Origin of the sequence: Secundilactobacillus kimchicus JCM 15530 (genome assembly GCF_001433995.1) — a bacterium.
Lineage (GTDB): Bacteria > Bacillota > Bacilli > Lactobacillales > Lactobacillaceae > Secundilactobacillus > Secundilactobacillus kimchicus.
Genome location: NZ_AZCX01000003.1, coordinates 24,932 through 51,926, shown reverse-complemented (window position 1 = coordinate 51,926; position 26,995 = coordinate 24,932). Strand labels below are relative to the sequence as shown.

General features: G+C 41.6%; 21 protein-coding genes. 14 read left to right on the top strand and 7 right to left on the bottom strand.

Annotated elements, in window-relative coordinates; genetic code table 11:
- Positions 1-32 precede the first annotated feature (32 nt).
- From FC96_RS04830 to FC96_RS04820, 3 genes are read right to left on the bottom strand one after another with little or no spacing between them, the layout of a single operon-like run.
- Positions 33-734 (bottom strand): methionine ABC transporter permease, encoded by a 702-nt coding sequence (locus tag FC96_RS04830; protein ID WP_054660113.1) that lies wholly within the window; start codon positions 732-734, stop codon positions 33-35.
- Entirely contained in the window at positions 731-1,813 is a 1,083-nt protein-coding gene (locus FC96_RS04825; RefSeq protein WP_056942211.1) for a methionine ABC transporter ATP-binding protein, read from the bottom strand. The genes FC96_RS04830 and FC96_RS04825 overlap by 4 nt, the downstream gene beginning before the upstream one ends.
- Before the next feature lie 12 nt (positions 1,814-1,825).
- The gene (locus tag FC96_RS04820; protein ID WP_054660111.1) at positions 1,826-2,680 is read right to left on the bottom strand and encodes a MetQ/NlpA family ABC transporter substrate-binding protein; all 855 of its coding nucleotides are present in this window, start codon (positions 2,678-2,680) and stop codon (positions 1,826-1,828) included.
- Positions 2,681-3,175: 495 nt separating this feature from the next.
- On the opposite strand from FC96_RS04820, the gene FC96_RS04815 reads away from it, so the two are divergent.
- A complete protein-coding gene (locus FC96_RS04815; protein ID WP_054660109.1) occupies positions 3,176-3,424 on the top strand; it encodes a hypothetical protein in 249 nt (82 codons plus the stop codon).
- Positions 3,425-3,504: 80 nt separating this feature from the next.
- Here the strand turns inward: FC96_RS04815 and FC96_RS04810 are convergent, their stop codons facing one another.
- Positions 3,505-4,611: an NAD(P)-dependent alcohol dehydrogenase gene (locus FC96_RS04810; RefSeq protein WP_054660107.1), complete on the bottom strand. Its 1,107-nt coding sequence runs from the start codon at positions 4,609-4,611 to the stop codon at positions 3,505-3,507.
- A 101-nt stretch (positions 4,612-4,712) separates the two neighbouring features.
- Positions 4,713-5,255: a TetR/AcrR family transcriptional regulator gene (locus FC96_RS04805; RefSeq protein WP_056942210.1), complete on the bottom strand. Its 543-nt coding sequence runs from the start codon at positions 5,253-5,255 to the stop codon at positions 4,713-4,715.
- 164 nt (positions 5,256-5,419) lie between these two features.
- Here FC96_RS04805 and FC96_RS04800 point away from each other — a divergent pair, with 164 nt between their 5' ends.
- The 6 genes from FC96_RS04800 to FC96_RS04775 all read left to right on the top strand — a co-directional run bounded on the left by FC96_RS04800 (position 5,420) and on the right by FC96_RS04775 (position 12,045).
- Entirely contained in the window at positions 5,420-5,983 is a 564-nt protein-coding gene (locus FC96_RS04800) for a redoxin domain-containing protein (protein WP_056942209.1), read from the top strand.
- 388 nt (positions 5,984-6,371) lie between these two features.
- Positions 6,372-7,823 (top strand): glycoside-pentoside-hexuronide (GPH):cation symporter, encoded by a 1,452-nt coding sequence (locus FC96_RS04795; protein WP_056942208.1) that lies wholly within the window; start codon positions 6,372-6,374, stop codon positions 7,821-7,823.
- Between the two features lie 23 nt (positions 7,824-7,846).
- On the top strand, positions 7,847-9,976 hold the full coding sequence (gene yicI, locus FC96_RS04790; RefSeq protein WP_054660103.1) for an alpha-xylosidase: 2,130 nt from the start codon (positions 7,847-7,849) through the stop codon (positions 9,974-9,976).
- Positions 9,977-10,066: 90 nt separating this feature from the next.
- Positions 10,067-10,897 carry an AraC family transcriptional regulator gene (locus FC96_RS04785; RefSeq protein WP_056942207.1) on the top strand — a complete coding sequence of 277 codons (831 nt, stop codon included), beginning with the start codon at positions 10,067-10,069 and terminating at the stop codon, positions 10,895-10,897.
- 128 nt (positions 10,898-11,025) lie between these two features.
- Positions 11,026-11,448 carry a MarR family winged helix-turn-helix transcriptional regulator gene (locus FC96_RS04780; RefSeq protein ID WP_156403160.1) on the top strand — a complete coding sequence of 141 codons (423 nt, stop codon included), beginning with the start codon at positions 11,026-11,028 and terminating at the stop codon, positions 11,446-11,448.
- Between the two features lie 12 nt (positions 11,449-11,460).
- Complete coding sequence (locus FC96_RS04775; RefSeq protein ID WP_054660093.1) at positions 11,461-12,045, top strand: hypothetical protein; 585 nt, start codon at positions 11,461-11,463, stop codon at positions 12,043-12,045.
- A gap of 200 nt (positions 12,046-12,245) precedes the next feature.
- On the opposite strand, the gene FC96_RS04770 is transcribed toward FC96_RS04775, so the two are convergent.
- Entirely contained in the window at positions 12,246-13,211 is a 966-nt protein-coding gene (locus tag FC96_RS04770; RefSeq protein WP_056942205.1) for an AraC family transcriptional regulator, read from the bottom strand.
- A gap of 265 nt (positions 13,212-13,476) precedes the next feature.
- On the opposite strand from FC96_RS04770, the gene FC96_RS04765 reads away from it, so the two are divergent.
- The 7 genes from FC96_RS04765 to FC96_RS04735 all read left to right on the top strand — a co-directional run bounded on the left by FC96_RS04765 (position 13,477) and on the right by FC96_RS04735 (position 25,925).
- Positions 13,477-14,991, top strand: coding sequence for an MFS transporter (locus FC96_RS04765; protein ID WP_056942379.1), 1,515 nt, complete (start codon positions 13,477-13,479; stop codon positions 14,989-14,991).
- Between the two features lie 18 nt (positions 14,992-15,009).
- Positions 15,010-17,709, top strand: a complete 2,700-nt coding sequence (locus FC96_RS04760; protein WP_056942204.1) for a family 78 glycoside hydrolase catalytic domain — start codon at positions 15,010-15,012, stop codon at positions 17,707-17,709.
- Between the two features lie 38 nt (positions 17,710-17,747).
- The gene (locus FC96_RS04755) at positions 17,748-19,052 is read left to right on the top strand and encodes an MFS transporter (RefSeq protein ID WP_056942203.1); all 1,305 of its coding nucleotides are present in this window, start codon (positions 17,748-17,750) and stop codon (positions 19,050-19,052) included.
- Positions 19,053-19,374: 322 nt separating this feature from the next.
- On the top strand, positions 19,375-20,670 hold the full coding sequence (locus FC96_RS04750) for an MFS transporter (protein ID WP_056942202.1): 1,296 nt from the start codon (positions 19,375-19,377) through the stop codon (positions 20,668-20,670).
- A gap of 52 nt (positions 20,671-20,722) precedes the next feature.
- Positions 20,723-22,612 (top strand): DUF2264 domain-containing protein, encoded by a 1,890-nt coding sequence (locus FC96_RS04745; RefSeq protein ID WP_056942201.1) that lies wholly within the window; start codon positions 20,723-20,725, stop codon positions 22,610-22,612.
- An 18-nt stretch (positions 22,613-22,630) separates the two neighbouring features.
- Complete coding sequence (gene uidA, locus FC96_RS04740; protein ID WP_056942200.1) at positions 22,631-24,424, top strand: beta-glucuronidase; 1,794 nt, start codon at positions 22,631-22,633, stop codon at positions 24,422-24,424.
- Between the two features lie 106 nt (positions 24,425-24,530).
- The gene (locus tag FC96_RS04735; protein ID WP_056942199.1) at positions 24,531-25,925 is read left to right on the top strand and encodes an MFS transporter; all 1,395 of its coding nucleotides are present in this window, start codon (positions 24,531-24,533) and stop codon (positions 25,923-25,925) included.
- On the opposite strand, the gene FC96_RS04730 is transcribed toward FC96_RS04735, so the two are convergent.
- The gene (locus FC96_RS04730) at positions 25,922-26,917 is read right to left on the bottom strand and encodes a LacI family DNA-binding transcriptional regulator (protein WP_056942198.1); all 996 of its coding nucleotides are present in this window, start codon (positions 26,915-26,917) and stop codon (positions 25,922-25,924) included. The genes FC96_RS04735 and FC96_RS04730 overlap by 4 nt on opposite strands.
- Positions 26,918-26,995: the final 78 nt, after the last annotated feature.

Here is a 26,995-nt window from a genome sequence, read left to right as displayed (position 1 = left end):
TCATTCAACAGTTTCTTGTGGAAGTGGCCGATTTAGGCGGCTTTATGATTGAATACTTTCGCAAGGAAGTCACCCGAAAATTGGATGATTAGAACTAACACTAAAACAAGTAGGGTTGCGATAAGCGTCGTATCGTTGGCAAACCGGTTGTACCCGTAAGCGATCGCCATGTTTCCGAGGCCACCGGCGCCAATCGCACCAGCCATCGCAGTCAGACCAACTAAGCTAATCAGCGTCACCGTTGATACCCGGATTAACTCTGATCGCGCCTCCCGCAAATATACGGTAAAGATGAGGTCAGATAACGTTGCGCCAACTGATTGGGCGGCTTCAATCACACCCTTATCGACACCCTTCAGGGCAACTTGCACCTGACGCGCGAAGAAGGGGAAGACCCCTAGTGAAAGTGGGACTAATGCGGCTGTGGTTCCAATTTGAGTGCCGACAATCTTTTGAGTCACTGGGGCAATAAACGCCAGCAAAATAATGAATGGAACCGCTCGAAAAAGCGAAACAACCTTATCAAAGAACGTAAATGATGCGTGATTTTCAAGGACGCCGCCGTCCTCAGTGAGAACAAGTCCAAGCCCGAATAGTAGGCCTAGGATACCGCCGAAGATAGCGGGCCAAAAGGTCATATAAAGGGTTTGAATGATGGCGGTTTCCCAGCCATCTGATCCGCCCCAACCGAGGTAAACGACGTTTGGAAATGTGTGTGCAAACCATGTTGTCATACGGCTTCAGCCTCACTTTCGTTTTGTTTTTTTCCCTGTTGAATCTCTTCGACCGTGACGTTGTGACTGTTCAAGTACGCGATGGATGATCGGATGTTAGCATCGTCACCCTGTAAGCTAATAAACAGTGTCCCGATAAGTTGGTCACCTAAGAAGTCCACGTTACTGTAAATGATATTTGCAGCGACACTGAAGTCCTTGTACAACTTCACAACGATTGGTTCATTGACTTCGCCACCGGTATAGGTCAGCTTCACGAAGGTTTCGTCCTGCGTTCGCTCACCGCTCTTGGTTAGCAGGCCAATAGCCTTCAAAGGACCGTCGTTGAAGCCAATTAGCTTTTGCGTGAGTTCTTGTTTAGGGTGAATGAACACGTCGATTAAGCTGCCTTTTTCGATGATTTGGCCATGATCCATCACGGCCACTTTATTGGCAATTCGCTTAACAGCGTCGATTTCGTGAGTGATCAAGATAACGGTAAGGTTCAACCGCTTATTGAGATCCTTCAATAAGTCCAGTATCTGGTTAGTGTTTTGCGGGTCCAGCGCGGAGGTGGACTCATCAGAAATCAAAATCTTGGGGTCGTTGGCCAATGCCCGAGCGATGGCCACTCGTTGTTGTTGTCCACCAGAAAGTTGTGCGGCATACGAGTTCGCGTATTCGCCTAAGCCGACTAGGTCCAATAGTTCTTTAGCTTTGGCCGTGATTTCCTTTTCCTTGAGTTTGCTGTGCTTTAACGCAAAGGCCACGTTTTGAATAACGGTTTGTTCATTGAGCAAGTTAAAATGCTGGAAAATCATGCCAATTTTTTGGCGTTCCTGGCGTAGTTCTTTCGCTTTAATCGTGACTTTTTGGTCGAAGAAGACGCGCCCGTTGACGGTCACTTTCCCGCTAGTGGGGTTCTGCAGCAAATTGATGGTCCGCGATAACGTGGATTTGCCGGCACCTGAATAGCCCACGATGCCGTAAATATCGCCTTGATTAATATCAAGGTTGACATGTTGAACGGCTGGCAATGTCTGGTTTTTTTGCTGGAACGTCACGTTGACGTCTTCTAATTTAATAATGGGTTCCGTCATAGTGTACCTCCGTTAGTCGCTAATTTTGCTCCAATCAATGGTCCAGGCTGGCCGTTCCAACTGACCGAATTGCTTTTCAATTTGCTTTTTGTTTTCAGCGGTCTGATAAGCCTTAACAACTTGCTTGTAGATCTTGTTGTTGACGTCCTTTTTGTTAGCAACGATAACGTTGACGTATTGCTTAGAGTAGGAGGTCAATGGTTCTGTGAAAATGGTCTTACTCAGTGGAACACCGGCGTTCTTAGCGAAACCACCGTTGATTGACGAGGCGGCAACGTCTGGTAGAGCGCGGGCGGTTGAGTTGGCATCAACGGCCTTGATCTTCAAATGCTTTGGGTTGCTAGTGATGGCCTTTGGCGTTGTAAAACGAATCTTGGGATCCAACTTGATCAAGCCAGCACTAGCCAAAAGGCGAATCCCACGGTCTTCGTTTGCAGTATCATTAGGAACGGCAATTGTGCTACCTGCTGGAATTTGAGAAGGCTTCTTGTACTTGTCGGAGTACAATCTCATTGGTGTGATAATGGTGTCACCAATTCGGGTTAATGTTTGGTGGTTGGCATCATTTGATTGATCTAGAAAACCAACTGTTTGAAAAGAGTTCAGGTCAATGTTGTGACTTGCTAAAGCCTTGTTAGGCTGTGAGTAATCGGTGAATTCTTTCAAGTTAATGGTGATGCCATACTTGTCTTTAGCTGTTTTCTTAACGGTATTCCAAACAGCATTTTCCTGTTTACTTGGTGTGATAACACCAATAGTGACGGTCTTAGATTTCGAGGCACTGCCGCGGCCAAAGCTTAACCAACCAATTCCGATGATAACCACTGCAACGATAATCCATAAAATCCACTTCGTACTTCTCTTCATGATAAAATCCCCCTAAAATTGTGTGCGATATCTTCCGAAATTAACCAACAAAAAATCCCTGCAGCTATAAGCTACAGGGACGTCAAACAAGACGTGGTACCACCACTGTTCTCAGTAATCTCACAATTACTGACTTAAAAGCTCGGCCAATCGGCGAAGCCAGGACCGCTAACGGGGTCAAACGTGACAGCGGCTTTCACCACGGCCATACTCAGGGCTCATCTTCAACAACGGTTAAACGCGCCTTCTCAACAAGTGGCACTCTCTGTGTGACTAACAGTTGTCTACTCTTCCCCTCAACGTAGTATGAGGTTTGTCTGTTAATTTCGTAAGATTCAATGTGATTATATTAGAACATGATTAGATATGTGTCAAGTGAAAACGTTAATTGGGTTTCGTACGCAAAAAATTGGTTTTAAATTTTTTTGGTTTGAAAATTTATGGTAATCTAATATGTGTATCATGCCATTATACTTATTTATTCGGAGGAGTAACATGAAGACTTTCACAAAGATTGCCAGTACCATTGTGCTTTCATTTACCTTAGCCATGGGTGGCGCCATTCCCACGGTTCCAACTGATGTTCAAGCTAGAACCAGAGTTGTGTACATTGCACCACACCATGGTAAGAAGTACCATTTCTCAAGGCACTGCCGTGGGTTAAATAATGCTGGTAAGATTACCAAGCACACTTTGAAGTGGGCAAGAGCGCACCATTACACACTTTGTGGGTGGGAAAAATAAGCTAAAATACCAGCTTTAGGCCAACTGTCATACGAACGACAAAACACCCATAAATCCATTGGATTTATGGGTGTTAGCGGTTATTCAGGCATAATGAGAATCGGCTTGATGACCTTTCCTGACTTTGAATCAGCGATGGCCTGGTTGATATCAGCCAAATCGTAGAATTTCACTAACTTGTCGAACGGAAATTGTCCAGTCTGATATAGGTTAATTAGTTTGGGGATAAATAGTTTTGGTAATGATGATCCTTGAAGAACACCACGAATTGTCCGCGCTGGGATTAAGACATCTTGGGCAAGATTGAATTTTCCTTCAAAAGCACCCCCGACAATGGCAACAGTTCCGTAAATGCTAGTAGAACGAACGGCATTTTCAGCCAAACCATTAATGCCAGCGGACACAACACCAAATTCAACGCCGCCTGCACTAATTTTATTCACTTCTGCGGGAACATCAGGGGTATTTTGGCTATTAATGACGTTGGTGGCACCAAGTTCGAGAGCTAGATCGAGCCGACTATCAACAATATCGACTGCGATGATTGGGTCACAGTGAGCGACCTTCGCTGCCATGATAGCGGCGAGCCCAACGGTACCAGTTCCGAAGATCACGATGCCGTCACCGGGTTGAGGCTTCAGGTCATTAAGCACTGTACCAGCACCAGTTTGGAGGCCACATCCAAGTGGTCCGAGTAGCTTTAAGTCGACATCCTTAGTTACTTTTGCAACATTGCGGGCTTGGACTTTCATGTAGTTACCAAAGGAGCTCTGTTGGAAAAATGAACTAAGTGGTTGACCGTCAAGTTCGTAGCGCGTCCCGCCATCGATATCTTTGCCACCAAAATTCAATTCATTCATTCGCTCGCACGCGTATGGCCGCCCAGCCACGCATTGTTTGCAGGTCCCACAACTGGCGTAAGACACAGTAACGTGGTCCCCCGGTTGAAATTCAGTCACACTCGATCCAACGGATTCTACAATGCCAGCGCCTTCATGGCCCATAATCATTGGAATTGGTGCGAAGCCAGTCGGCCCACCGTTGATTTCTTGGATATCAGCGCCGCAAATACCACTGGCCACGGTCTTAACTAATAGTTCATCTGACTTGAGGTCACGATTTAAGTTAACGTTTTTAATAACTAAAGGGTCGCCCTGTTTAAGAGCAACTGCTGCGGTAATTTTCATTTGGAACCCCTCCTGAGAAAAGTTTGATATTAATTTCACATTTGATCTTAGAATATCAAACTTTTGAGGGCTCGCCTGTACCAAATTCCATAAAAGTGTCACTATTTAAATAGTAGTTCGTAGTGGTTAATTAGGGTTAAGAACAACTGAATGACGCCAGGCAGGTTAACGTTTTTTTCACTACCTTCGAGAAAGGTTTTTAAGAACATGTAAGTGGCTCCTGCATATGTGTTTGAGATGTAGTTCTCGTCTAAGTGAACCACGTTATTTTGCTTCATGATTTCCTGATTCATAAAGGCGATGTTATCAATTAAGACATATCTTAAACCGGCCCATTCAATTAACGCAAAAAAGGAACGGTTATCGTTCCAATAGGTGATCAAGTAACTGATCATTGTTTCTGCATCCAGCGTAGATAATTGACTGAAGCGATGCAGGGCGCTCAGCTTAAACTCATGAATGCGAGAGGTAATGATTTCATCCTTAGAGCGATAATGACGGTAGAAAGTCTGACGTGATAAATTGGCATAGGAGGTCACTTGTTGAACGGTAACAGTTCGATAATCAATTTGATCAGCCTTAATCTGAATCAGTGCTTGATAGAGCTTATCCGTACTCTTATCCTTGTTTGATCTTTGAGTCATCGCAATACCTCGATCATTTTATGTCTGTTCAAATGATAGCATGTTCACATCGAACGGGCGTAAGGAAATTAACCAATTTATTCTCCACTTTAGAATTATTATTGAATAGCTCATCGAGTTGCGGTACGCTATAAGTAATCAAAAACATTCTGGAGGCCACGCATATGACGATGATTGGACAAGAAATTGATGACTTTAAGGTAAATGCTTATCAGGATTTGAGTATTCGGGAAGTGACGAAAAAGGACCTTTTGGGTCATTGGTCAGTATTGTTCTTCTATCCGGCTGATTTCTCGTTTGTTTGTCCGACTGAATTAGGTGATTTGGCGGACCATTATCAGGAATTTAAGGACATTAACGCTGAGATCTATTCAGTATCAGAAGATACCGAATTCGTGCACCAAGCTTGGCATCTTGAAAGCCCGGAAGTGGGGAAGACGGAATATCCAATGATTGCCGACCCAGCCGGTGTGTTGGCTCGGTACTTCGGTGTTTTAGACGAGGAAGCCGGTCAAGCTTACCGTGGTGTCTTCATTTTAGACCCAGAAGGCAAGATTCAATCTTACACCATTAACAATATGGGAATTGGGCGCAATGCTGAGGAGATTCTGCGGACCCTCCAAGCGGCACAATTTGTGGCCGAACACGGCGACCAAGTTTGCCCGGCTAACTGGAAACCGGGTGAGAAGACGCTGACACCTGGCGTTGAGTTGGTGGGTAAGATTTAAAAAAATTGAAATGCAACTGAGCAGCTAGTGATAAAGGTCTCAGTAAAAAGTTAAAATGTAACAGAGATTCAGCAAATAAATACGGTTTGATTAGTAATGACCCCGTTTCTGTTGTTAACAGTAGCGGGGCCATTTTTGCGATCAAAATATATTTTAAAATTGTCTTTAAAAAACAGAGTAGAGAGGTGCTTGGCGTAGATTCTAAAAACAACAAAATTAAAAAAAGATTAGAAAGAACAACATAAATACCCAAATCTGACATCATGACGACAGTATCCTGACGTGTCGTTACGAAAATATTGTTGTTATGAAAGCGCTTTAATATACTGAAATGCGTTCACACAATACTCACAACTCACAAAATCTGATGTATTGAGGAGATAGAAATATGGACACAAGCGCACAAACTAAACCGGTCTCGTCGGTCAAAGAACGGCCAAACGAGGTCGGGATTAAGGAACGAATTGCCTATGCAATGTCAGATTTCGGATGTAACACGATTTTTCAGATTGTCGGAACGTATTTCATGGTGTTCTGTACGGACACAATGGGCGTCAGAGCTGCCGCTGTTGCTGGTCTTTTTGCAATTACAGCTATTATTGATTCAGTTGATGGGTTGGTTTGGGGACAGTTTATTGATCGAACACGAACTCGTTGGGGTAAATCACGTCCTTACTGGCTGTGGTTTTCAATTCCATTCGCTATTTTCTGTGTGATGTGTTTCACTGACCTACCTGGTCTCTCTGAAACTGGTAAAGTAATCTGGGTTTATGTCGCCTATATTGGTGCCAAGGTTTTGTATTCGGGAATTAACATTCCAGTTACGTCGATCTTACCGTCTTTGACCAGTAATCCCCAAGAGCGGGTGACGCTGTCAACGATTCGCCAATTTTTCGGGAATAGTGGAAGCGCTATATTTCTCCCGTTGACCTTGCCTGCTGTTGCATTTCTGGGTGGTCTTTTCGGCGATTCGAATGGGAAATCAACTTCTTCTGCTTTAGGTTGGTTCATTTGGGCGATTATTTTAGCAGTTATCACAGCTGCGTGCCTTCTAATCGCATTTGCAGGGACTCGGGAACGGGTCGTGACTAAAGACTCATTGCGGTCGATTCCGATGCGCGAGTCAGTCAAAGCGCTTAAGGGAAATTATCCATGGCTGATCATCATCTTCATTAACTTTATTTACTGGGGTGGCTTCTCTGTTAGATCTGGTTCACTTCCCTATTACTTTAAGTACGTTTTACACAACGAAGCATTGGGATCATTAACCTTAGCAGCAACTTTTATTACGCTTGCTTCAACAGCATTAGTGCCATTGATTTCTGGGAAAATTGGTAAGCGAAATTGTATGATGCTTGGGATGGTCGGAACGGCTGTTTCTCAACTTATCCTATTTGTTGCCGACAAAATGAACGGTAACGTTGCTGTTATTTTAATCGGGATTGTTCTTTACTATATCTCGTATGGCCTTACAGGTGCGCTAATTGCGGTTATGCTGTCAGATGCTGTTGATTTCGGCGAATGGAAAAATGGTATTCGTGCGGAAGGTTTTGTGACATCGTTCTCTTCATTTTCAGCTAAGTTAGGAATGGGAATTGGTGGGATGCTGATGGCCATGGTTCTGGCCAGTGGGCACTATATTTCAGCCGCTAATTATGCAGGACAACAACCTTCTACCGCTTTAACTGCGATCAGTTTCTCCTTCATCTGGATTCCATTCATTGGTTACGCCGCTTCAGCTGTAGCCTTGATGTTTAACAACATTGATAAACTAGAACCACAGATGATTGCAGACTTGGATAAAAAGCATGCAGCTGAAATGGCTAGTGTTAAAAATTAAAATTAAGAATATGGGTGAAAAAGATGAAATTTAGTAATGGGTATTGGCTAGCGAAAGACGAATATTTAATTAATTCGCCGCTCGAAGCTTTTGATGCCTCAAAAGTTTCAGGAGAAACTGAAAACGGGACCGAGGCCCTCCGAGTTTTTGCCGCGTACCAATCGATTGACTCGAGAAGTCAAATGTTGGATGTCGGTATGTCCACTATCACTGTTTCAACACCAGCCGAGGATGTGATTGGTGTTGAGATTAAGCATTTTGATCAGGATGACCATAATCCACTGTTCAAACTTTATCCTGAAAAGGTCCAGCCAACAATTAACGTGGATGACAATACAGCGATGCTAAAGAGTGGCAATTTGGAATTCGTTGCGTCATTGCATGACCGCTTCCATATTGACTTTAACTACAATGGCTCACGAATTACGGGTTCAGAGTATAAAGCTCAGGCGTCAATTGCAGATTTGAGTGGGCAGGAACTAGGAAAAGTCATGCATCCCAACACTGTTGCGGGCGCTCAGAGCTTAGCCACTCCTGGTAGTGTAAAACGAGCTGATCACTTTATGCGTGAACAACTTAGTTTGCTACCTGGGACAAACGTCTACGGATTTGGCGAGCGGTTTGGTAACTTCGTCAAAAATGGCCAAACCATTAATACCGTTAACATGGATGGCGGTACTGGTTCTGAGCAATCATATAAGTCCATTCCATTCTATCTCGCTGGTAAGTCCGGGGTGGCTGGCAAACCTGGCGTTTACTACGGTGTATTTGTCAATGAGAGTCAACCAACTAGCTTTGAAGTTGCTAACGAAGTGGTTGATCGCGTCAGCTTTTCTACTCGGGGAGAATCGCTAGAGTACTATATTATTGCAGGCGATTCGCCGAAAGATGTTGTGGGTAAGTATAACAAGTTAACGGGGGGATCAGTCCTACCGCCAGAATGGACATTTGGATTATGGCTCTCCACTTCATTCACCACGGATTATTCTGAGGAAACGGTTATGAAGTTTATTGATGGTATGGCTGAGCGTCACATTCCACTATCCGTATTTCATTTTGATTGTTTCTGGATGAAGGGCTTTGAATGGTGCAACTTTGAATGGGATAAGGAACAATTCCCAGATCCAAAAGGAATGCTCAAACGGCTTCATGATAAAGGACTGAAGGTTTGTGTGTGGATCAATCCATATATCTCGCAAAAGTCTCCGCTGTTTAAGGTTGGTCAGGAAAAAGGTTACTTCGTTAAACAAGGGGACGGGAACGTTTGGCAATGGGATTTATGGCAACCAGGCTTAGCGTACGTTGACTTTACTAACCCAGAGGCAGTGGATTGGTATAAAGGATTGTTAAGAAACCTGGTTGAGATGGGTGTGGATTGCTTCAAGACCGATTTCGGGGAAAGAATTCCGATGCACGACGCCGTTTTTGCCAATGGAAACAATGCGCAAGGGGAGCACAACTATTACACGCATCGGTACAACAAAGCAGTATTTGATCTATTGAAAGAAATGAAGGGCGAAGATGAGGCCGTTGTGTTTGCTCGGTCCGCAACGGTCGGAGGCCAACAATTTCCTATCCATTGGGGTGGCGACAATTTGAGCCAATTCCATTCAATGGCTGATAGTCTTCGAGGCGGATTAAGTTTTCTGTCTTCTGGCTTCACTTTTTGGAGTCATGATATTGGTGGGTTTGAAGAAAATGCGAGTCCAGCAATTTACAAACGTTGGACGCAGTTTGGGCTACTGTCCTCTCACTCCCGATACCACGGGAATATTCAGTATCGGGTCCCTTGGTTGTTTGACGAAGAAGCCGTCGAAGTGACGCGCAAGTTTACGCAACTCAAGATGGACAATATGGATTATATTTATGGACAGGCCCGGGAAGCAGTCAAGCAGGGAATTCCGCTTATGCGACCAATGTATATGGAATTTCCAGAGGATGCTAATACGGCGACGCTTGATCGGCAGTACATGCTTGGAAGCGATTGGTTGGTTGCACCAGTGATGACGGAGTCTGGAGATGTGGATTACTACTTGCCAGAGGGTAAATGGGAACATATTCTGGATGGGCGCGTTATTGAAGTACCCGAAAATGGTAAATGGATGGCAGAAAACTATGATTTCCTTAGTTTACCGCTTTGGAAGAGGCTCTAATTCCGTGTAAATATGGCAATGGTATACTAAGAAGCAGTGAACAGGCTGCTTCTTTTTTAATCTATTTAACCGTTAAGGGTGGTGATATTAATGGTTTCAGATTCAAGGCATGAAATTATCAATGACAATGTTGATGTCGGGGTGCGAATTTTCCTGTCAAAGGAAGCGGCTGGATTTAAATCACTGCATTGGCACTCTCACATTGAAATTGTGCTTGTTTTAGAGGGTGAGGTCACTTTTCATTTTAACCACCAAGAAGTAGTGCTCAAGCCAAATGAATTTGTAGTTGTGGGATCAGAAATACTTCATGCGACATCTAACTTGGCGAACGTTTCCTTGGTATTACAAATTCCCGTGGATTATTTGAATCACTATTGGCCACATAGCGAGCTCCTGTTATTCTCATTGCCGACCTCTGAAAGAGACAAATGGTCATACGACTATCAGGCCATTGCGAGTTTGCTCAAAGAGATGACAAAAATATATGCTCAGAAAGAAATGGGATATCTTTTACTTTTTAATAGCAAAATGCTAGATGCGTTATATCGATTAATTACAAAATATAGCGTGAGTTTAGCACCCAAAAAATTAAGCGAAAAAAGTCAAATTAAGGATATTTTGAGTTATGTGTACAAGCATTACCAAGAACCATTATCTGTAAATGGGATTGCTAATAGGTTTCATTATCATCCAGATTACTTGAGCAGAAAATTTAAAATTGATACGGGACTGACGTTAACACGATACATTCGTCAATTGAGGCTTGAACATATCCATCAAGATGTATTGAATACTAATATTCCAGTAAACGATTTATTTAAGAAGCATGGTTTAAATAATAGGCGGTTAGGAATTCAGCTTTTTAAAAAGTTATATGATAGTACGCCAATGGAGATTCGACGGAATCGGGAACTTAAATAGGTGAAGAATGTTTTAAAATCTCAAAAGGAATGGGCTTGCTTGTCTGTTCTTTTTTGAAGTTATTTTGTTTGCGAAAGCAAATAAAATACGATAAACTAACGAAGCATTGAAAGGGGGGGGATATTTTGATGACAACAGAAAGTGACGCACTCGTTTCACAACTAAATATCACCGCAAGAAAACTGCAGAACCGGCTAAACGAGTTACTAAAACCACTTAATTTAACAGCTAATAACTACTACTTCATTTTAAAAATCGACACCAAAGAACCGCTGACACAAGACCAGTTGTATAAGCGGATTTACCTAAGCCACAGCAACGTCACCCGGCGGCTTGACCAACTGATTCAACTTGGCTTGGTTCAAAAAACGCCTGATAAGACGGATGGGCGGACCTGGCAAGTCACGCTGACACCGGCTGGTAAGGCGCTCGTGCCACGGATTGAAGCGGCGATTGAGCAACTTAATCAGCAGGCTTTTGGCGCACTTCCAGCTGCGGACCAAGAATTATTACGAAAAACACTTCAGGATATTGACGCAACCTTTGATTGAGGAGGTCATCAAATGACGCAATCTATTCAAGTTTTCGGTCAGTTTCAAGCGGAACTCACACTCCCGGATCAGTTTAAGTTAATTGCCAGTGATTCTCGGACACGTAACCACGAGACCGTCACTGTTGAGCGGTATCAGATGACAGAGCCGGTGGTCATGAACGGGCCTCACGTGACGGTTGTTTATGGTGATGATGGTCGGCTAATTAGCTACAATAACTTTGCTGAGCGTTCGACGACCGAAATGCCGTCAAAGCGCGAGGCAGTCGCCATTGCTAAACGGTTATTTCAAAAATTAGACCCGCAGTATGCTCGTGACTTATCCTACATGCGAGTTGACCAACTGTCTCGGAGCTTCGTTGACGATGCTAACCGGCAAGTTGCGATTCCAATTATGTGGGTCAAATTCGCTCACGCTAACGGATCCTATAACTGGGTTTCCGTCGGTGCTGGCGGGCAAGTCATTGAGATGGAACGCGAATCCGAATGGGACTACTGGCAATCACGCCGGGCAACTGAAGAGTGGAATTATGACGACTGGGTGTTGGCCCGCATGGGACTAGCGCCCCAACCTGCTGCGCCCGAAGCCCTCGCATAGGAGAAATTGGCGGACGACATATTTTACAGGTTGAGAGCTGGTTAGATGATAATTTGCCGGCTGTGGGAAAGCATTGATAAAAAGTGTCATATCTTTAAGTGAAGTGCCCCGTAATAGTCAGATTTTGGGCCGACTATTACGGGGCACTTCACTATGGATAATAACATTTTTTTGTATTAACAGCAGAATTGTTCCGAAAGTTAATTGTCCCGATCGGTTCCAGGAGTGTGGTTAAACATTTTTTTGTACTTTGAATAAAAATAGCTCTTATTACTAATGCCTACTTCCTTAATTATTGTAGAAATAGGCGCAGACGAGATCTGAAGCAAACTATGAGCCTGCATAATTCTTTTTTGATTTAACACTTCAGAAAAAGAGTTTCCTAATGTTATCTTGAATAAATTACTAAGGTAATTTTTATTATAGCCATATTTTTGCGCTGTTTGTTTCAAGGTGATGGTTTTGAAATTATTATCAATATCCAGTAGTATATCGGAAATTAAAACTTGGGATTTAGAGAGTACGGCCGAACTCTGGACAGTAAAACTTCTGGTCATCTGAGCAATTAATATTGAGAGGTATGAAGAAATAATTGTTTCAGAAAACTCTCGCTGAAGATAATATTCTTCAATTAACTTGTCCAAAGTTTCGATGATAGATGGGTCATTTAATTGTGAGAGAAGTAAGAAAGGCTCAGGCGTCTTCTGAGAAGTTTTCCTGTCTAACATGAACTTATACAAGACACTTTTGCTACTTTTCATTCCCCTTAACAAATCGATATTAATATCGGTATCTTGAAATAAAATATTAATTAGTAAGTCACCACTTCCTAAATAATCAATGGAGTGGGGGCAGCCAATATCGATCAATAAAATATCGCCTTGGTTCAGATGAATTGAGGTTGAATTCACAATTTCATCACAGCTTCCTCGCAACATATAATTAATCTCCAAAAATGTATGGGAGTGAGTGGGGTAAGGAGAGAATCGATTGTGACGACTAATATAAATTTTTTTCTGCTCGAAAAAGAAATTATTGATTATGGAGTCCGGGCCCATTTCAGCGTAAGCATTTTTCGGAACATCATCATAAAATTCCTGATACTTGAGCCGCTTTTTCTCTGTGGCTGTTAGTTTCATTAGTTGATTCAATACTTTATCATTCATAATGAGGTCTCCCAAATTTTAAATACCAAAGATTTAGGCTAAAGGTATCAAATATACAGGTTAAAAAATGACGGAATTATTTTAAAAAACTAGTATATTACTATTATGCCGCGGTTCGTAACCAATCCCGATCCTTACCTAAATATTATTGTAAGCGTTTTATTGACGGCTAATAAAGGATATTATAACATTCATATTGTGAAAATGGTGCAATGAGGAGGCAAGAATTAGCTTGAATCATTTACAGTAAATGGAGAGGTTAACGATGAAGCAAAACAAAGTTTACACCCCTCGGAAAATAACAATATGGAGGGGCATGGGTTACGGTATTGTTGATTTTGTTGGTGGCGGGTCAATGACAATCATTGGCGCTTGGATGTTGTTTTTCTATACTTCATATTGCAATTTAACTGCGATTGAAGGTGCAAGTATTATTGGTGCAGCACGAATAGCGGATGCAATATGTAGTTTGTTAATGGGAAGTTTAACTGATAATTTCTATAAAACTAGACTAGGCCAAAAATATGGACGAAGACACTTCTTTTTGCTCATTGGCTCACCACTGATGTTCTTGTATATCACTTTGTGGATTTCCGGGATGAATTATTGGTATTATTTTACGACGTACATGGTATTTGAAGTAATTTCAAGTGCAATGATGATTCCGTATGAGACATTACCGAACGAAATGACGGATGATTTTAATGCTAGAACAAAGTTATCGTCTGCCAGAATGTTCATTTCGGCAGGATCAACATTTTTGGCTACGTTTATTCCAGGACAGTTATTTGCAATTTTAGGGCAACATAGTCCAATTCCATTCTTGATAAACGGTACCATGTTTGCGTTTATTTTTGCTATTGGCGTGTTTATTTGTTACTCGGTAACCTGGGAAAAACCTGTAACTGAAGAAATGAAAGCAGAATTAGAAAAAGATCAGGCAAATTCAGGAAACATCTATGCCCGATTAAGCGGGTTATTGAAGGACTATGCGTCGACAATTCGGCTTAAAAGTTTCAGACAACACTTACTAATTTATTTATTTTCATTTACGGGTAAAGATACGTTTAACACGGTATTTGCTTATTTTTGCATCTATTGTCTCGGATTATCAGCAACAGTTGCAGCTAATATGCTCTCGCTTTCGCTGGTAGGACTGGTGGTCACGGTATTTGCGGGAATAGGAATGGTTAAATACGGACCAAAATTTCTGTATATAACTGGTTATGGGCTGATGCTTCTCATGCTAGTAGCATATTACGCCTTGTTTACGTTGCATGTTAAGCAACATGTTATTTTGATACTATTTTTTATTTCTTTAATTTATCAAGTTGGACGTGCAATTTTAGAGTTTACTCCGTGGAACGTCTTTCCATTTATACCAGATATCGATGAAATTGTAACCAAACGTCGGCGAACCGGTGTGTATGCTGCAGTAATGAGCTTTACTCGTAAATCAACTGTCGCAGTCGCAACTATGGCGGTAGGATTCATTTTGGACAGTAGCGGATTTGTTAAAAATGCAACTACTGAACCGATAATTGCCCAGCATGCCATTGCCTTGATCTTATTAATCGGTACTGGGGGATTAGTATTATTGGCTTTAATTGTAGCCTTAAGGTTTAAACTCAACAAACAGTCACACCAAGTCGTGCTAAATGAAATTCAACGTCTACGGTCTGGCGGTAGCAAAGACGACGCAACTTCTGAGGTAAAACGTGTTGTAAAAGAATTGACAGGTCTTAACTATAATCAAGTTTGGAAAGATGAAAATGGTTAATTAAAAGGGGATAGAATTTTGGAATCTAAAGTAAGTGGATTACTGGCACCTAGTCACCTGAGGGTAAATCTATTGGCGTTTGCCTACAATGTTGATGAAAGTGCAACATTTAGCTGGTGGGATCACAGCCAGGATAATGACTGTTACCAAGTAGAGTATCAGATTGTTATATCTAAACGGGCGGTGCAACTCTTAAATCATGACTATCAGATTGACACAGGCTGGGTTCAATCAAGTAAAAATTCAGCAGTAATGATTCCTCAGCTCGAGGGACATCTTGTTGAAAATGAAGTTTATTACTGGCAAGTAAGAATTAAAGATAATTTTGGAAATGTAAGCGACTATTCTCAACCGGAAAAGTTTATTACAATACAATACTTGAAGAAGCCAATATATGGCATATGGTCCCCTAACCTGCATAAAAAGGACGATGAATTGGTTCATTTAGGGAATGTGGCATTCATTAGAAGTCCCAACTTTTCGTTAAATACGCAGGAAATTGATAGCGCTATTATTACGGCTTTTTCTAGAGGCAGTGAACCTGAATTTGTTCAGGGATTCGAACTACGAGTAAACGGAGAGGGTGCGGTTATAGGATCAGCTAGACCGCAGGCATATTATGATGGTGGAGAAGAAACCGCGATCTATTACAATCGATATGACGTCACGCAATCTATAAAGAACGGCCTAAATGTTATCGCAGCAATAATTGGTGGCGACTCACCACGGAGAGCTTTTTTTGGCCAGCTTGAGGTATATAAGATTGATGGTTCAAAGGAAGTTGTTCAACTTTCGAATAGCAACTGGAAAGCCTTAGACGGAAGCACTGCTTTTGGAGATTATGGCGTTAAAATCCGAAGTTTATATTTTGGTATGCCGTCTGACAATATAGATATGGATTTTTATCCAACTGGCTGGGATCAGACCGAGTTTGATGATTCAGCATGGCCAACCGCAACTATTAATGAAGCTGAGATGGTTAATAATGAAGAAGTTCTAGTTCCTTATAGAAGCGAAAATACGCTGAGAAAATTGGTGACAAATCCTTCAAAGAAAATAACGCGTTTGGATGACGAACATTTTATTTTGGATTTAGGGAAAGAGATTATTGGCAGTTTGAAGGCGGAAATTGAGAGTCCTATAAACCAAAGGGTAACAATCCTGATGGGAGAACAGTTGGATGACAAAGGGCACGTGCGCCATCACATGGCGAGTGGGCCTGACTATGTCGAAAATTGGAAGTTAAAACAAGGGACTAATAATTTTACAACATTTCAGATGAAAAATTTCAGATATGTTGAAATAGTGGGATTTAAAGGTAATTTAACTATTGATGACATACAAGGATGGGCAATTGAACAACCATTTGACGAGTCTGAAGGTTCATTTACTAGTGATAATAGCTTACTCAATAAAGAGTATGAGTTGTCTAAATACACTATTAAAGCGACAAACCAAGATGTATTCGTTGACTCACAAGCTCGTGAGCGCCGTCCTTACGAGGGAGATTTGCTTGTTAATGGATTAACAAGCTATGCAATTTCGTCGCAGTATTCACTGACAAGACATTCTATTGACTATTGTATTGATAATCCAACTTGGCCAGAAGATTATAAACTATTTAATGTTGAGATGGCGTGGATGGATTATCTGTATACGGGAGATGCGACTTTATTAACAGCCAGATATGATGACTTACGTGTTAAGTTTAACCGCGGAAAAGGTAAGGACAGTTTTGATGGTGCATCAAGCGATTTTGTAGGAACTTTAAGAAATGGGCACGGTGTTGATAATTTCGATGATCGCGTTGGATTAGTCACAAATGATGGTTTAGTAGATTGGCCCATTAGAGAACGGGATGGCTATGTGTCAGGTGAATACAATACACCATTTAATGCTGTTTTTTTTGGAAATTACCAGATTATGAGCAAAATTGCAGCAGTAACAGGGCATCAAGATGACGTTTCTTTTTTCAGAAATCGTGCAGCTGAAATTAAAAATCAGATGATTAAACGATTGTATGATTCTCAGTCTGGAAAATTCCACGACTCATTGAAGAAAGATCTGTCGGTAAATCTCCATACGTCTCATCATGCTTCTGCATATGCATTATGTTATGGCGTGTATGAGGATGAAGAGATGGCTGCAAGACTGAGTGAATATGTTGCCAATGATGGTGAATTTATCGGAAGTGTTTACTTTATCTATTTTATGTTGAAGGGGCTTGTTGATAGTGGACATGCTGACAAGGCAGTCGATCTACTGATTAATCCAAATAATCAAGAAAATGCAAAAACTTTTGCAGCTATTTTAGACAACCTACATGCAACGATTGCGCCAGAAGCATGGAGTAATTATTACAAACCCAACTTAACGTTGTCCCACCCATGGGGTGCAACGCCGGGCCTTGTTATCATTCAAGGAATTCTTGGGATAACACCATTAAAGCCAGGGTTTAAAGATTTTAAAATCAAAATTCGTCCAGGAACCGTTAACACGTTGAAAGCTGTTGTTCCCACAGCTAAAGGTATAATTCGAGTTTCATACAATGCCGTAAGTGTCGTGACTACCATTGTTGATATTCCGATGAATACGACTGCGCATTTAATTTTACCGACCGAATCAACGGAAATTAAATGTGACGGTATTATTCAGAAATCATCTGTGAAGGAATTAATTGTCAAATCTGGTCGACACAAAATTGTATATTCAAAATAAATTTATGATTATATTATAAAATATAGGAGATAGACGTTATGAAAAATAAGTATGGAAAATATTGGAATCTATCCATTACTGCAGGATTAGGTTCAATGTTAGGATCAGGTATAATTGTGGGGCTAGCTAGCACGATCACTGTTTGGCAGGCAGGTCTGAATCTTACAAATGGGCAGGTTGGAATTGTCTCTGGAGCACTCACGTTTGCAATTGCTTTTGGTTCAATCTTTGGGAGCCGAATTGCGGATAAAGTTGGCATTATTCGGATTTTCAATTGGATCAATTTTTTATACGCTATTGGGTCACTGGTTGTTGTATTCTCTACGGGATTTTATTCACTCCTGATAGGAGTCATTATTGCCGGGATTGCTTCAGGAACAGATTTACCGGTTTCCTTAGCGGTTATTTCAAGAGATGCACCGTCGAAAAAAATGTCTTCGGAAATGGTGGCATCGACTCAAATTTTTTGGCAGGCTGGTCAATTTGTGTCCACCGGTGCTGCGTTTGTTGTTTCGACAATGAGTGTTACAGGCGGTCGAATTGTCTTCGCGTTTTTTGCGGCAGTTTCATTATTAATTTGGGCTTGGCGAACATTTTCAACAGGAATCAAAAAGTTGCATATTGAGGGAAGTGAACGCATCAGTGTTCAGGGCCCAATCATTAAAAAATCAAAACGCTCAGTTATGGATGTTTTATTCCATGATAAAAACAGCAAAATGTATTTGAATGTATTTGTTGTAATTATGATTTACTATATTTTTTGGAATTTTGTTGCTAATACTTTCGGACAATTTACAACGTTTATGTTCGTGAAGGCCGGAGCATCACAGACTCTGTCAACAGGGATTGGGTTAGGGTTGCATATTGCAGCGTTGTTCATCTTGGGTGTGTATGTTACCATCGCGGGGTCGGCCAAAAGAAATACTTGGTTTACCATTGGTGTTATTTTTGCAGTAATTGCCATGGCTGGATTAGCCATATTTGGGGCTACCTCTGTGGCACTCATTGTCGGATTTATGTTGATTTGGGGTGTCGGTAGTATGCTCTCCGGCGAAGCCATTTATAAAGTTTGGACTCAGGAAACATTTCCTTCTGATGTTAGAGCATCGATCCAAGGATTCATTAACGGAACTTCTCGCTTTCTCTGTGGACTTCTGGCAACGGTTACGCCCTTGTTGGTTCTCCCAACGACCATTAAAACGACGATGTGGGGATTTGTCATCATTGTTTTAATTTTTGGCTTGTCCGGTTTCAGAATGATTCATTTGGAAAAGAAATATAATTTACTCGATGAAGAAGAATCAGAAGATAGCACCAGTGATGTTAAGGTTACTACCAATTAGAAAGTCGTATTAGACTTATCTATCCGCGGAGCAGGGCTCGAAGGCAATAAAGCTTTCGGGCTTTTTTACGCTTTCAAACGAAGAAAATTGAAAATGTGGTAATTTTTATTGTTATAGCGGTTAATTTATTTTTAGTAAAATAGTAAAATATAAATAATATTTAGTAAAAAAATATATACAAAAGGAAATGGAAGCGCTATAATCAAAAATTGTAAGCGGTTACTTTAAACCGGAAAAAGTGCTTTTTTAAATTAAAAGTGGTTTATAAAATGAAAGGGATAGCGGTTTGGGGATAACCATCAAAAATAGGGAGTGAAAATCAATGTCAGAAAAAAAGAAAGATGACCAACGAGTTGTTAAGTCTGCCGTCGGTGAGATTACCAACGCAAAAATTAAAGACGAAGAGCAGCCAAAGTTACCTTGGATGATTTCATCGGCTATGTTTTTAGCACCTCTTTGCTGGTATGGCCCGATTGGATCAACAAGAAGCGTTTTGATTCCGCAATTATTCGCACAGCTTGATCCAGTCCACAAAGTTTGGGCGGTTGGTATTTTAGCAACGGTCGCTTCCATCGTAGGCGCGATTTCTAATCTGTTGTTTGGCGCTTTTTCAGATGTGACTCGAACCCGTTTGGGTAAGCGTAAGCCTTATATTCTAGTGGGGACCTTAGCAGTAGCGATTTCATTGGTTGTTATTGCAAATATGAAATCAATTACAGCTATTATATTTGTCTGGATAATAGCGGCTGCCGCCGAAAATGCGATTGCTGCAGCTATTTATCCACAAATATCAGATAGAGTCGCCCCGAAGTGGCGAGGCACAGTATCGACTTTTTATGGGGTCGGCTTTACGATTGCCCAGCAAGGTTTTGCATTATTTGCAGCCCAATTTCTCGGCGATGTTAAATTTGGGATCTACACAATGGCTGCATGTACGGTTATTTTAGCTGTTATCCACGTGCTGTTGATTAAAGAAGGAAGCAATTTAGACGAACCGAAAGTCAGCTTAAATAAGGAAACGCTTAAGAAATACTTCTTTTTCCCAACGCACGACGCACGCGATTTTTACTTAGCTCTAGTTGGTAAGTTTTTTATGGTGGTTGGGTCTACAATCGTGACAACATTTTTGTTGTTCCTCTTTACCGATTATATCGGGCAGTCAACTGGTGAAGCAGGAAAATCAATATCGATCTTTTCATCTATTATGTTATTTATCGGTGTATTCTTCGCGTTACTTGGGGGACCAATCGCTGATAAGTTGAAACGTGTTAAGGCGCCTGTCGTAATCGCTACTTTTGCTTTAGGCTTTGCAGCGTTCTTCCCGCTTTTTGTTAAAGAACCATGGGCAATGTTTGTATATGCAGTTATTGCCGCCTTTGGAAATGGCCTTTACAATTCTGTAGATGGTGCGTTGAACATGGACGTGTTACCGTCCTCAGATACGGCTGGGAAAGACTTGGGACTCATTAATTTAGCTAACACGTTAGGCCAGATGCTTGGAGCCATGGTTGCTTCAGCTATTGTGGAGGCGTTTGGTTACGGTGCTATTTTTATTTTTGCAATTTGTATGGAAATCGTTGGCGGAACTTGTATTTTATTAATTAAGCGAGTGCACTGATTGCTCGTAGTCATTCAATTAGGATAATGGTAATGGAGAGAGGACGAAGATAATGGCACGGAAACTATTTAATGAACAGATTAAACAAAATCCGCTGCGTAGTAAGGCAGATATAAAAAGTGCGCTTGTGGATATTCTGGCGCCCGCAATGCACGTTTTAGACCAACAAAAACTAAAGGGTCGCTTTCGAATAAGCGATAGCGGCGCCGTCTACGTTCAGGATAAAACGGAAATTGAAGGCTTCATGAGGTTATTATGGGGACTTGGACCATTCTTCAGTAACCGGGAAAACATCTCCGAGTATCCCGACTGGTACGAAATGACAACCCAATCAATTATTGCGGGAGTCGATCCAGGATCGCCGAGCTACTGGGGCGGTAATTTAGGTGACTATGATCAAATGTTTGTTGAAATGGGCGCTCTAACAGCGTTTCTATACGAAACTAAGACAGATTTTTGGGATAATCTTTCCTACGTGAAGCAGAAGCAAATTGTTGAGTGGATGGACCAGGTTAATGATCATGTTGTTCCCAAAACAAATTGGCTATTTTTTAAGGCAATGGTAAATAAATTTATTACGGATTCTGGATTTGATGATCATTACCAGCTAGTTTTAGACGACTACGCCATCACTAATAAACATTACTTAGATCATGGATGGTCATACGATGGCTATGAAAATCAAATTGATAACTATATACCTTTTGCTTACCAGTTCTTCACATTACTAACGGTTGGCTTAACTGATTGGCAGGACGATCAGGCGAAATTGTTAAAGGAGCGCGCTCAAGCCTTTGTTCCAAGTTATGCTAACTGGTTTGCGGCGGATGGTGCAGCGTTACCATATGGCCGAAGTCTGGATTATCGATTTGCACAGGCCGCTTTTTGGGCGGTAGCAGCCTATGCACATATCGAGCTACCGTCAGGTTATGAACTGGGAGACGTTAAACACCTATTACTCAATAATTTGCGTTGGTGGTTCCGCCAAAACATTTTTACGACTGATGGATTAATTCCTATCGGATACGCCTATCCTAATATGAATTTTGCAGAGGGTTATAACGGTCCAGCTTCTGCTTATTGGGCTTTAAAGACATTCATTTTTTATGCGCTACCAGATGATGATCCGTTTTGGCAAGTAAAAGAGAGTGAGAAATTAAAGTTTGAACCACGAAAAAAGCAGTCTGAGCCACGGATGCTGGTCGTTCACAGTAAAACGGGACAAGAGGTTCAAGCGTTTACAGCTGGACAACATTCTCATGAGCATGCGCATGGTGAAGCAAAGTATGAGAAGTACGTGTATTCATCGACGTTTGGTTTCAGCACCCCCAAAGGATCAGTATTATTGAAGCAGGGCGCTTTTGACAATACACTTGCAGTTTCAGAGACTGAGAACTTCTGGCAGACTGCTTTTAAGTATGAGCACTATGCGATTCATGACGACTATGTGTACTCAGATTGGAAGCCGTGGTCGGATGTTGAAATCAAAAATTACGTGATTCCTCAAATGCCTTGGCATATTCGAATCCACCAAATTAATACAAGACGAACAATTAACGTCGCAGAAGGTGGCTTTGCTGCACCAGACTATGGGATTCCGGGACAACAGGTATTAGACACGGATGTAAAGAATGCTGTTTTTTATCAGACAGAAGTTGGCATTACGGGGCTCGTTGGGTTATCTGAAGAATTGAAAGTGGCGTTGACAGAGCCTGAACCAAACACTAATTTGTATTTTCCTAAAACGAAAATTCCATTGCAAACCGGTGTACTTAAGCCGGGGGAATATACGTTAATCTCACTATACCTAGGTGATCGTGAACTAGAAAGTTTAGATGAACGAGAGCAAATAGTGTTACCTGAAATTTCTCTTAATGGCAACCAAGTGTCCTTTACTTTAGACGGCAACACGACGAAGATTACTTTAGAAGAATTTAGATGATTAAAAGGGGCAAATGAGATGGAGAAAGAGTTGTTATACCCAATTACCAATGATTATCGATTTGATCAATCGTTAGATGGAATGTGGGACTTTAAGTTTGATTCACGAGCAAATGGGCTGGTTGAAGGTTGGCAAAATGGCTTACCTAATTCGATTAAAATGCCAGTACCCGCTAGTTTTAATGATTTTTTCACGGATAAGGATTCACGTGAATATACTGGGGATTTTTGGTATTCGAAACGCTTTTTTGTTCCGTCTATGTTAGAAAATCGGACGATTGCGATCCGCTTTGGCGCAGCAACTCACCGGGTAGTGGTGTATGTTAATGGCATTGAAATCCGTCAACATGAGGGTGGATTCTTACCGTTTCAAGCGGACGTCACAAACGCTATTAGGTTTGGCGAGGAAAATGTCGTTAGCCTTAAATTAAACAATGAGTTATCGCGGGAAACCTTACCAGCGGGTGATACGATCACATTGAAAAACGGTAAAAAAATGGTCAAACCTTTCTTTGACTTTTACAACTATTCAGGTTTAAATCGGTCAGTACATTTGGTAGCGTTACCTACGCAGCGCATTACAGATTTTACGGCAGTGACAAAGCTGGAGAATGGTAAAGCATACGTTGACTACACGGTTGCTTTATTGAATCAAACAGATACAAAAATTTCAGTGGAATTAGCCGATGATACTGGGAAAACTGTCGCAAAATCAGAAGGGGACACGGGGACGTTAGTGGTTAATCAACCAGTCCTGTGGCAAGTACGTGATGCGCACCTGTATAGAATGTCGATTAAACTGTTTAAGCAAGACCAGGAGATTGATGAATACTCTGATTTAATTGGACTGAGAACAATTGAGATTAAGGGTCATCAAATCTTAGTTAATGATAAGCCAGTGTACCTTAAAGGATTTGGTCGTCATGAAGATAGTATTTATGCGGGCCGCGCCTACGATCGGAATGTTGAGAAGCGAGACTACGAATTAATGAAGTGGATGGGCGCTAATTCGTTTAGAACGTCGCACTATCCCTATGACGAAGAAGCCTATCGTTTCGCCGATCGGGAAGGGTTCCTTATCATTGACGAGGTTCCGGCAGTTGGGTTTAAAATGGCTGCAGCTAGCTTTCTTGGCGGATTAGATCAATCGTTTTTTGATGGCGACTGGATTGAGCAGTTATACGAGAAGCATCTAGATCAAATCGTTGACCTGATAAAACGTGACAAAAATCATCCCAGTGTCCTGGCTTGGAGCCTGTTCAATGAACCAGATACCTCTACTGATTCTGCTGTACCATATTTCAAAAAAATCTTTAACGCAACAGCTAACCTGGATCCAGAGAAGAGACCTCGGACTTTTACACTGAGCGAAGACGATACTTTTGAAACGTCTAAGTGCAAGCAATTCCCGGATTTTTATTTATTAAATCGTTATCCAGGTTGGTATCATAAGTGGGGTTATGAAATCTCTGAAGGTGAAGCAGATTTACGTCAAGAAATGGATCAGTGGCAGGCATCAGATATTGAAAAGCCCATTGTTTTTTCAGAATACGGCGCTGATACAGAGCCTGGGATGCATAAACTGCCATCCGTTATGTGGAGTGAAGAGTATCAAGTTGAGTTGCTAGAAATGTTTGGTCGAGTCTTTGATGATTATGATTTTATTCAAGGTGAGCAGCCGTGGAATCTGGCCGATTTCCAAACAGTCGAGGGGAATATGCGAGTTAACGGTAATAAAAAAGGGCTATTTACGCGTGACCGACAGCCTAAAGAAGCGGCTTTTGGTTTACGTCAACGTTGGCAGAATATGTAAGTTAAAGGCTATTATCTAACTAGCACCACGCCATAATGTCAAAGTAAGCACGCGTGTCCTCATGGACTGGACGTGCTTACTTTGACATTATTTGAAGGGAGACTAGATAAAATTGAGCGTAGAAAAGGAAAGGATTCCTATAGTGGCGATTATTGCCATTGCACTGTTGACATTCCTGGGAGTGCTTACTGAAACGTCAATGAATGTTGCCTTTCCAACTTTGATGCATCAATTCCATGTTTCGTTGGCTGCCGTTCAATGGCTAACAACGGGGTACCTGTTGGCTAATTCAATTTTGATGTTGGCTTCTGCCTTTTTTAATAAACGATTTAAAGCGCGATATCTTTTTTTTGCAGCCGCTTTTTTCTTTGGTGTTGGTGATTGTATTTGTGCGACGGCAACACAATTTCCCGTTTTGTTATTCGGCAGAATAATTCAGGCAGGCGGAGTAGGATTTTCTGGTCCGTTATTAACTAATCTAATTTTGGCCACTGTTCCAAGTCATAGGTTGGGCACGTATTTAGGGTTTGCAAATTTAATTATCCTTGTGGGTCCAGCATTAGGCCCCAGTTTTGGAGGATTGATTGTAAATGTAGCTAGTTGGCGCCTTATTTTTTGGTCGACGTTACCACTAGTAATTATTCTTGTGGTGATTGGGGCACCAAACATTAAACAGTATGCCAAAACGGCCAAGTACGCTTTTAACTGGCTCCAGTTTAGCCTGCTCTCTACAGCACTCGTTTCCGTGATGGTCGTAATCAGTTTGCTGGCGGTTCCTACACAGTGGCTGGCATCACTACTATTGTTTTGGGTAGCAGTAATGTCAGCCGGCGCGTTTATTGTAGTTGCTCAAAAGCCAACTTCCAAACATTTCCTAAATGTCAATATTTTTCGCCAACCAATATTTTTATTAAGCTTCATCCCATATGTCTTTATGCAGTTTTCAAACCTATCAATGAATTTTTTACTTCCAAATTTTGTCCAAATTGTTGGTCAGGCCAGTCCCTTTATTGGCGGACTAATTTTACTTCCAGGAAGTATTATTAACGGTTTGGGACAGCCGGTCTATGGCTGGCTGTTAGATCAGTACGGCGGTAAATTGCCATTGTATGTTGGAAATACCTGCTTTCTTTTGGCAGCAACGACTTTAATGATATGGATACCAACACTTTCGATTTCTTTGATCCTTTTGGTTTACTTATTGTTTGCCAGTGGCCGGTCGCTCGCATTCAGCAACACGATGACCTTTTCTTTAAAACGGTTATCGCCGCAAGTTCAAGCAGACGCTAACGCTGTTTATAGTACGGGCCAACAGGTAATGGGAGCGGCTGGAACGAATGTGACCGCTGTGTTAATGTCAAGTGTTCATTTTAATTTAAGTGGCGTGCATACCAATCTAATCATAGGGAGTCGCATCATGTTGGGCTTAATTGTCGTAATTGGAATAGGCAACTTTCTCTGTTATTGGAAACTATTTAAACTTAGCGGGGTAAAAGCTTAAAGGCTACTTTCCCGTTTAATGATGGTTGTTCCTAGCAGGATTGCTTCGGGGACCTTTTGGGGATTTTTGATTCGTTTGAGTAGTAATTCAAAGGCTTTTTGTCCCATTAATTCGGTATGAACGTGAACAGTAGATAACGTGGGTGACGCGTATTTGGCAATAGCGACATCGTTGAAACTGATGAGACTGACCCGATTAGGGACCTCAATGTTAGATTGTCGAAGTGCTCTCAGAGCGCCGATAGCCATAGCATCACTTCCGATAATAAAAACGTGTGGTAAACGGTCCTGGAGGGTATGGATGGCGTTATTCATGAGCTCGTATCCTGAATCAGGATTGTAAGCACCTTGAAAGAAGAAGCGTTCCTCGAATAGTCCAAGCTCGGTCATTCGAGATGTAAAAGTTGCGATTCGAGGGTCGCGAACCGTGCTATGGTGGGTGGTCGTTTGCTCCTTTCCAGCCAACATACCAATGTCGGTAATATTGAGATCTATGAAATGATTGATAATCCAGTGGACTGGGGAAACAAAATCGCTTTGAACACTATCAAAGCGATGCAGGAGATAGTTCTCACCAATAAAGACAATTGGTTGCCCGTAGTGAGAAAGTTGCTCTACTTCTGTGCGATCAAATTTTCCAATAGCGATAATGCCGCTGTATTGGTCCATATTGATTTGCACGCTCGCCGTTAAAGAGAGCCTTTCGGTAGCGACGCCTACAGCGGCCGCTTCGCTTTCAATCCCATATTGAATCTGGTAGTAGTAGAGGTCGTTCATTTCTTCTTCATCCGATCGCCATTGAATGATGGCAATCTTGTCCCCTGATTTTTTGACTTTCTTTCCATGTTTTTTGTATTGTAGTTTTTCCGCAACTTCCAGAACTTTTCTGCGGGTTTCATCACTAACAGATAGTGAATTATCAAAATTTAAAATTCGAGAAACGGTGGCAGGTGAGACACCGGCCAGATTTGCAACATCCTTAATAGTTGTCATTTTTTCACCTGAATGAGTTTTTTATCGGTGTGTTTAGTATAACATGTGAAAAACGGTGGGTGGGATTCTACGCGAAAG